We start from the raw sequence: 6569 nt of genomic DNA, 5'->3' as shown, positions 1-6569 counted from the left end.
CGGCAAGCGCAGTCACCGCAACAAGGCAGCAGGTGCACGAAGAAGCCCGTCTCGGGGCATGCCCACTTCGTCGACGCCCATCCGTGCGGTCATGTAGATGACTCCTGGATGTAAGTGATTCCCCTATGCGGAAAACCAATGAGGCCTCACTGTTTTCCTACAACGGGGAATCCATCAATGAAGGCGAGCAGAGGAAGGCAGCAGTTGCAGTTGCGCTTGCAGCGGTAGTGACCGTCGAACTTCAGACCTTCCTGATGGCCGTAGAGCTCTACCTGTGTATTGTCAACGGAGATGTGGCGCCTACGCGGAGGCCGTACCGGAAGTACATGACGAGGATAAAGTCGTTCCCGGCGGCAATGATCTTGTCGTCGATGGACCGCTCGAACCGGCACAGCGCGGCGGTACTGGCCAACTTGCTGCGCCCCAGCGCACTGGTGGAGACGGGGGCGGCCTCAAGACTCGGCACCGCACAAATCTTCCTTGCCCACCATGAGCGAGGTACACAAAAGAGCTCGATCTTGCCAACTTGCATGAGTCTCTCTAAGATGGTAACTCTCAATTACCATTTGCCTAGACAAGGATGAAGACCGGAGAGTTCATTCGCGATCTCATGAGTGAGCGCGGCATTACGGCGCGGGAGCTGTCACGCCGCATTGGGGTTTCGCACGTGACCATTGGGAAATGGCTCCGCAATGACTTTCAACCTTCCGGCAAGAATCTGGAGACACTTGCCGCCTTCTTTTCGGTGACGCCCGCCGCCATCATCTTCGGCGAGACGTGCCTCATCAGACCACGGCTGACAGAGGTCTCCGAAGACGAAATCGCCATCCCCGTGATTGACTTGAGAGCATCGTGCGGCTACGGCCTCATCTCGCCGCCGGTCACTCAGGTCCGAATGTTCAGAGCGACTCGTGCATGGCTTGCCTCACGCCTCATGGCTACTGCGAACCTGAGCGCACTTCGCATCATCACCGCTGACGGCGACTCAATGGCGCCTGGTATTCACAACGGCGACTTCGCCTTCATCGACACAACTCAACTCAAAATCAATGCCGACGCACTCTATGCCTTGCAGTACGGCGGCAGCATCTTCATCAAACGCGTGATGATGAAAGCCGATGGTGGAGTAGTCCTCATCTCTGACAATGAGAGATACCCGGCCCAAACGATCGATGATCCGGAATCACTTCGCGTCGTCGGCCGTGTCGTGCTCGTTTTCAACGTGCGGGAGCCCTAGCGCACCGACGATTCTTTTAACGAATAGCCAAGCACGTACCCTGCATTTTTGCTCCTCTTCGGCTCTCCTTCCTTCTGTCCTTACGGCGCAGAGGTTCCGTTTTGTAATTCTTTATGGTACTATTACATTACCGATACGGAACAGATGAGTTTCGCGTTGGAACGACACCCTCCGACTCCCTTCTTGGCATGGTCAGCTGATGGTGCCTGCAAAGATACACCTTCACCAACATTGACGGATCTCCATATGATCCCCATCAAGAGCCGCTCCGAAGACAAGGCCGCACCGGAACCTTCTTCTCCCAAGAAGACGGCGTCTTCCTTGAAAACGCCTGGAAACAAAGGGACTTCTTCCAAAAAGAAATCCTCGGACACTCCGACGCAAAAGCAGCTCGATGAAGCTTTGGCTTTCGAGAAGGCCGTCCTAGAGATGGCTTCCTTGGAAAACCATGAGGCACTTCACTTTATACCGAGCGCGCTTCTGGGGACGCTCGACGTCGTGAACGACAACCCTCGCTACGTGACGACGACGCGTTGGGTCGACATGGAGAAGCTCGACCCCGAGGTTGAGAAGACCCTTGACGACCTCATCGAGCGCTTCACCCGTGAGACTACGAAATGGGTGAACGTCCTGGATCGGCGGGAACTGCGCTCCTACTGCATTGGTGACAGGTACCGGGAAATGCGGGATGCCCTTGTGGCCGGCACTTTCGGACCGCTGCCGGGCAAATACGCGCCCGCTACGGGCCTTCAGGCACGCATGTGGAAGGCGGCCCTTCAGGTCGCGTCCAGCGTTCAGTCGAACCGTTGGCGCAAAGCTCAGTCGGAAGCGCTGAGTGAGCTTCGCAAGCGCCCCGTTTGGAGCACCCTTTCCGATGCGGAACGAGCGTACGTGCGCGCCCTGCTCAACGAACTCACGGATTCGTTCTTCTACATGATGAACACCGGGAATCCGGAAGTCGTCGGAAGTTGGGTGAAAGTCGAAGAGGAAAAGCCGCAGAAGCCGAAGCAGAAGACGAAGGCGAAGGCGAAGGCGAAGGCCAAGACGAAGACGAAGACCAAAACCAAGGTCAAGGAAAAGAAATTCGAGGGCAAGAGGTTTGACCTTCCGGACGCGGCGCGCGAGGACCTCTGCGACCTCATCCGCCATTTGGTGCATGAGCACCTGGGCCGCACGCCCGTGATGAGTTCGGCGCGCACCCTGTGGCTCGACACCGGTTGCGTCGATGTGCTTGAGGAAATCCTTGAGTCGGTCGAGAAGGCATCGGCGTCTTCGAAGGAGGAAGCCGCCGAGAATACCGCCACGGCTGCTGAGTCCAAAGCAGTCGATGCCGTGAATGCGGTCAAAGCCAAGGCGAGCGGTCCCCGCACTCAGTATCTGAACATCATGACCACCCGGAAGGGCCAGCGGGTCCGCGTGCCCTTGAAGGGCTTCGTTCCCGGGAGCTTGTTCGACGGCAAGCCGCGGGAGGACAACACGATGAAGCTTGACGCTTCGACGATCCGCATCATCCGGACCGAGAGGGGCTTCAAGGCCGTCTTCCAGCATGATTTCAAGACACTGGATCCGCTCCCCGTGCCGCCTCCGAAGACGGCTCTCTTCGAGGCCATGAATCTCCCCGCCACCATGAAGCTTCTTCGCATCGTCGGCCTTGACCTGGGCGTGACGGAGGTCTTCACGGACGACGACGGGAACCACTGGGGTGGCTCGGAGGACTACGTCGTTGAACCCGGTCGGCACAGGAAGGGAATGATGGACGCACGGCAGGATGAGGCTGCGAACGGTCAGATCAAGACGTGCACCGGGTACATGCCGGGGCTGAATGCGCTCATGCGCAAGTTCGCTCAATACCGCGACGAGAAGCTCCGTCGCCGCAACGAACTCCGCGATCAGGCGAAGAACACGAAGGATCCGGTGAAGCGCCGGAACATTGAGAAGAACAATCTCGGCTCGAAGGCGTTCGACAAGAAGTGCGCGGCCTACAAGGCCGCCATCACGCAGATCGTCAACCGCGCGATCAACAGGCTCTTCCTGAAGAACCCGGCGGACGTCTACGTGCTGGAATGCTTCGGGAGCAGCTTTGACCTCTCGGGCTTCTCGAAGAAGACCCGGCGGTATCTGAGTTCCTGGGTACGCGGCCTCATCAGGGAACGCATTTGCTTCAAGTGCTCGCGCCGCGGCGTGAAGGTCGTGGAGGTGGCGGCCGCGTACTCCAGCCAGGCCTGCCCGGTCTGTCATGCCGTAGACCACAGGAATCGTTCGGGCGATCATCACGGCTGCGACTTCTGCGACCACGAGGGTGACTCGGATGCGGTCGGCGCCTACGCGATGCTGACGAGGGCGGCCAACCCGAAGTTCCGCCGCTTCATGACCCGCGAGAGCGTCCTGGAGGTCGAATACGGGCTGCACCTCGCTTATTGCGCGAAGAACGGGTTGGAGCCCCTCCCGGAATTCAAGCCGCGCGTTCACAAGCGCAGCAGCTGAAAAAATCAACAAAGTCGCAGGTGCGGCCTAAGTTTCTCAACCCAAACCATCCAAGGAGGACAAGTCATGAACACGGGCTGAAACCCCCGGATATTTTCCGGCCGACTCGAAGCGTCAGGCATGCGGCGTCACATCGCTCTCGCGCCCCCCTACGGGGGGATGTCAAACGGGGGAGACGATCAATGGCGACGCAGGAGCTGAGGGGATGAGGCCGGACGCACGTTTGGAGATACCAATACCGTTTCCCGTGCGGGCATTCATATCGAATGGAATGTCATGGCGAACCTGTCTGCCTGATAGATTTTGTAGGTTCAACAAAACGGTTCTCGCGAGAGGACCGCTTCGTAGAGGGTCCAGACGAGCGCGTTCGCGACGGTGAGGATCACCGCCATCAAGAGGGGCGAAACGAAGAGGAAGAACCCTTCCAACCCCACCGAGAGGAGCGCGACTTCAAGGAGCGCGAAGCTCCCGCCGAAGAGCACGACGAAGACGAGGACGGCGAGGAGCACCGTGCCGAAGTTCCGCAGCGTGCCGAAGAAGGAGTAGAAGAAGCTCTTTCCCGCGCTCTGGCGCCCGAGGACGATCAGAAGGGGCGAGAAGGCCGTCATCATCAGCACCGGGACGTAGAGCGCCCCGGTGACGAGGATCGCCTCCCAGGGGATGTTCCCGGCGATCGAGGCCGTGTCGAGGCCGAGGCCGTCTTCGGTGAGCTTCCAGTTGGCGATGTCCTCGCGCGCGAGCCAGGTGAAGACGAAGGTGAGGAGCTCGGTCAGGATCGTGTAGACGATGCCCGCCGTGAGGAGCTCCTTCCTGTCGCGGTGATCCTTCACGGCCGAGAGAAGCGGCGCGTAGGAGGGCGAACGCCCGGCGAGCGCGTCGCGCGTGGCGATCCCGGTGAGCACGGCGCTGAAGGGCATCCAGAGGCTCGCCAGCACGGTGCCCGCCAGGGGGATCCCCGAGAACGTGATGGTGAGGAGCGCCGCAAAGACGCTCGTGCCCACGAGGGTGAGCGGCTGAAGGCGCAGCGCGAGGATCGCGCGCTTGAAGCAGAGGATGCCGGCGGCGTTGTTCAAGGCGTGGTGCTCCGTGGCGTGAGGATGGGGTTCGGTTCCGTGGGGTTCAATAAAAACCGGCCGGGCCGAGCGTGCTCGGTCGGCCGGATGTCCCGGTTCGGGGAAGGCGGAATCTTACCACCCGAACTGGATGAATTTCGTCGTCCCGAGCGTGCTCTTGGAGTTCCCGCCCGGGGTGGAGTCGATCGGACGCTCCGCCTGGTTTTCGATCGTGTAGGGGATCTGCGTGGAGCCCGGCGTCACGACGTATTCCTTCACGCGGTTGTCCTGGTCGCGCACGGCTTCGATCTTCGTTTCCTTGCTGGGGATCTTCGGCTTGACGCCGCGCTCACGGTCGGCACGGGCGCGCTCCATGTCGGCTTCAGAGGGCGCGATCGACATGCCTTCCTGCGGAGCCTTCGGTTCGAGCGTGCGGGCCGGAGGCGCAAGGGTCTGCTGCGCGGGTTCGACGTCGCCCGCGTAGGCCGGGGGCGGGGGCGCGTCGTACTTGGCGGCGAGCGCGCTGCCGACCATCCCCGCGGCGATGAGGGCGACGGTTGCCGGAAGAATTCGCTTGAACATGGTGTGCCTTTTTATTGCTTTGGTCCTGGGGGCGGGCCCGACGAGGGGCCCCGCCGCAGTGCTTCCGCGGCTCGTCCGCCCTCCCGGCGGACGACGGAAGGCGGCGCCCTCCGGCGGCCCTCAAAAGAGGCCCTCCGGCGCGCCGCGATGCGGCATCTCTTCAAGACCCATTGTGCCACGGGCCGCGCAGAAGTGCCGTCCTTGGGCTATTCTTCCCGTCACTTCCATTCATCCGATCCACCCCGATCCGAGACCACCATTCATGTCCAAGATCCTCCTCATCGACGGCTCCAACTACCTTTTCCGCGCCTTTCACGGTCTGCCCGAGCTCAGCACGAGCCGCGGGGAGCCGACGGGCGCCATGAAGGGGTTCCTCGGGATGCTCGGCCGCGTCGCCGGCATGGTGAAGCCCGACTACGCCGCGATCGTCTTCGACGCGCCGGGGAAGAATTTCCGCCACGAGATGTATCCGGAGTACAAGGCGAACCGCCCGCCGATGCCCGACGATCTGCGCGTGCAGATCGCCCCTTTGCACGGCGTTCTCGAAGCGCTCGGCTGGCCCCTTCTCATCATCCCGGGCGTGGAGGCGGACGACGTGATCGCCTCGCTCGCCGAAGTCGCCAAGCGTGACGGCCACGACGTCGTGATCGCGACGGGCGACAAGGATATGGCGCAGCTGGTCGAAGACCGCGTGATTCTCTTGAACACGATGAACACGACCTTCTACGACCGTGAGGGCGTGATCGAGAAGTACGGCGTGCCGCCCGAGCACATCATCGACTACCTCGCGCTCATGGGCGACAAGGTCGACAACGTGCCCGGGATCGAAAAGTGCGGCCCGAAGACCGCGGCGAAGTGGGTGAACGAAATCGGCGGCATCGACGCCATCAAGGCGCATGCGCACGAGGTCACCGGGAAGATCGGCGAGAACCTCCGGAAGGGGCTCGGCTTCCTCGACGAAGCGGTGAAGCTCGTCACGATCAAGCGCGACTGCGTGGTGCCCGGGGCGGAAAAGACCGAAGACCTCGCCTTCCGCGCGCCCGACGACGCGGCGCTCTCCGCGTTCGCGCACCGCTGGGAGATGTCCCGCGCGGGGTTGGACCGCGCGATGGCGGCGCCCGCGAAGCGCCTCCTCAAGGCCGCGCCTCCCGCGCAGCCGGTGCTGACCGAAGGGCTCTTCGCCGGGCTCGGTGAAGACCAGCCTGCCGCGCCCG

General features: G+C 61.7%; 5 protein-coding genes. 3 read left to right on the top strand and 2 right to left on the bottom strand.

Annotated elements, in window-relative coordinates; all coding sequences use genetic code 11:
* Positions 1-580: 580 nt before the first annotated feature.
* Entirely contained in the window at positions 581-1237 is a 657-nt protein-coding gene (locus HMPREF9440_RS09505) for a S24 family peptidase (RefSeq protein WP_008543714.1), read from the top strand.
* A gap of 429 nt (positions 1238-1666) precedes the next feature.
* Positions 1667-3721 carry a zinc ribbon domain-containing protein gene (locus HMPREF9440_RS09500; protein ID WP_157180704.1) on the top strand — a complete coding sequence of 685 codons (2055 nt, stop codon included), beginning with the start codon at positions 1667-1669 and terminating at the stop codon, positions 3719-3721.
* 311 nt (positions 3722-4032) lie between these two features.
* Here the strand turns inward: HMPREF9440_RS09500 and HMPREF9440_RS09495 are convergent, their stop codons facing one another.
* Both HMPREF9440_RS09495 and HMPREF9440_RS09490 read right to left on the bottom strand, forming a co-directional pair.
* Complete coding sequence (locus HMPREF9440_RS09495) at positions 4033-4794, bottom strand: BPSS1780 family membrane protein (protein ID WP_008543712.1); 762 nt, start codon at positions 4792-4794, stop codon at positions 4033-4035.
* A gap of 114 nt (positions 4795-4908) precedes the next feature.
* Positions 4909-5355 carry a hypothetical protein gene (locus HMPREF9440_RS09490; RefSeq protein ID WP_008543711.1) on the bottom strand — a complete coding sequence of 149 codons (447 nt, stop codon included), beginning with the start codon at positions 5353-5355 and terminating at the stop codon, positions 4909-4911.
* Between the two features lie 262 nt (positions 5356-5617).
* On the opposite strand from HMPREF9440_RS09490, the gene HMPREF9440_RS12295 reads away from it, so the two are divergent.
* Positions 5618-6569 (top strand): 5'-3' exonuclease (locus tag HMPREF9440_RS12295; RefSeq protein ID WP_008543710.1); only part of this gene is annotated, 952 nt, incomplete at its 3' end.

Origin of the sequence: Sutterella parvirubra YIT 11816 (assembly GCF_000250875.1) — a bacterium.
Lineage (GTDB): Bacteria > Pseudomonadota > Gammaproteobacteria > Burkholderiales > Burkholderiaceae_F > Sutterella > Sutterella parvirubra.
The sequence above is the reverse complement of the archived record's forward strand: the minus strand, read 5'-3'. Positions and strand labels throughout refer to the sequence as shown.